We start from the raw sequence: 1054 nt of genomic DNA, 5'->3' as shown, positions 1-1054 counted from the left end.
ATGAAACGCTTTCACGTCGACGAGACCGATCTCGCCGCACCCACGGCCAACGCGTCGGTCCGGGCGCTGATCGCCTTCGAGGCCGACCGCGCGCGGACGCTGCTGGACGAGGGCGTGCCCCTGGTCGCGAGCGTGTCCGGCCGGCTGCGGCTGCTGCTGGCCGGATTCACCGCCGGCGGCCGGGCGGCGCTCGCCGCCGTCGCCGCCGCCGGGTTCGACGTGCTGCCCGGCCCGCCGAGGGCCGGCAAGGTACGCCTGCTGCGTGAGGCGGGCGTGATCCTGCGAGGAGAGAGGTGATCCCGACCGTGGACCCCGAGCGGGACGTGTCCGCGCCGGTGCTCGCCGCCTACAGCTACTGCGAGACCGTCACCGGACAACAGGCGCGCAACTTCGCCTACGGCATCCGGCTGCTGCCCGAGGGCAAACGACGCGCCATGTCGGCGCTCTACGCCTTCTCCCGGCGCGTCGACGACATCGGCGACGGCGACCTGCCGCCCGAGGTCAAGGCGGTCCGCCTGGACGAGACACGGGCACTGCTCGCCCGGATCCGCGAGGGCGGGATCGACGACTACGACACCGACCCGGTGGCGGTGGCCCTGGCGCACGCGGCACGCGTCTTCCCGATACCGCTGGGCGGACTGGACGAGCTGATCGACGGCGTGGTGATGGACGTCCACGGCGCGACCTACGAGACCTGGGACGACCTGGCGCTGTACTGCCGGTGCGTGGCGGGCGCGATCGGCCGTCTCTCGCTCGGCGTCTTCGGCGCCGACCCCGGGGCGCCCGAGGCCGGCCGCGCGGCCGAGTACGCCGACACGCTCGGCCTCGCGCTCCAGCTCACCAACATCCTGCGCGACCTGCGCGAGGACGCCGAGGGCGGCCGCACCTACCTGCCCGCCGAGGACCTGGCCAAGTTCGGCTGCTCGGCCGGCTTCGACGGCCCGCTGCCGCCCGCCGGCTCCGACTTCGCCGGGCTCGTGCACTTCGAGGTGCACAGGGCCCGCGCCCTGTTCGCCGAGGGCTACCGGCTGCTGCCCATGCTCGACCGGCGCAG

General features: G+C 74.2%; 2 protein-coding genes. Both read left to right on the top strand.

Annotated elements, in window-relative coordinates; genetic code table 11:
- The coding region (locus HW445_RS32325) for a squalene/phytoene synthase family protein (RefSeq protein ID WP_180224301.1) at positions 1-297 on the top strand (297 nt) is incomplete at its 5' end.
- Positions 294-1054: squalene/phytoene synthase family protein (locus HW445_RS32320; protein WP_180224300.1), on the top strand; the 761-nt coding region annotated here is incomplete at its 3' end. The genes HW445_RS32325 and HW445_RS32320, both read left to right, overlap by 4 nt.

Origin of the sequence: Streptomyces sp. UH6 (assembly GCF_013421635.1) — a bacterium.
GTDB lineage: Bacteria > Actinomycetota > Actinomycetes > Streptomycetales > Streptomycetaceae > Streptomyces > Streptomyces abyssomicinicus.
Note: the sequence above shows the minus strand (reverse complement) of the source record. Positions and strands in the feature narration are given on the sequence as shown.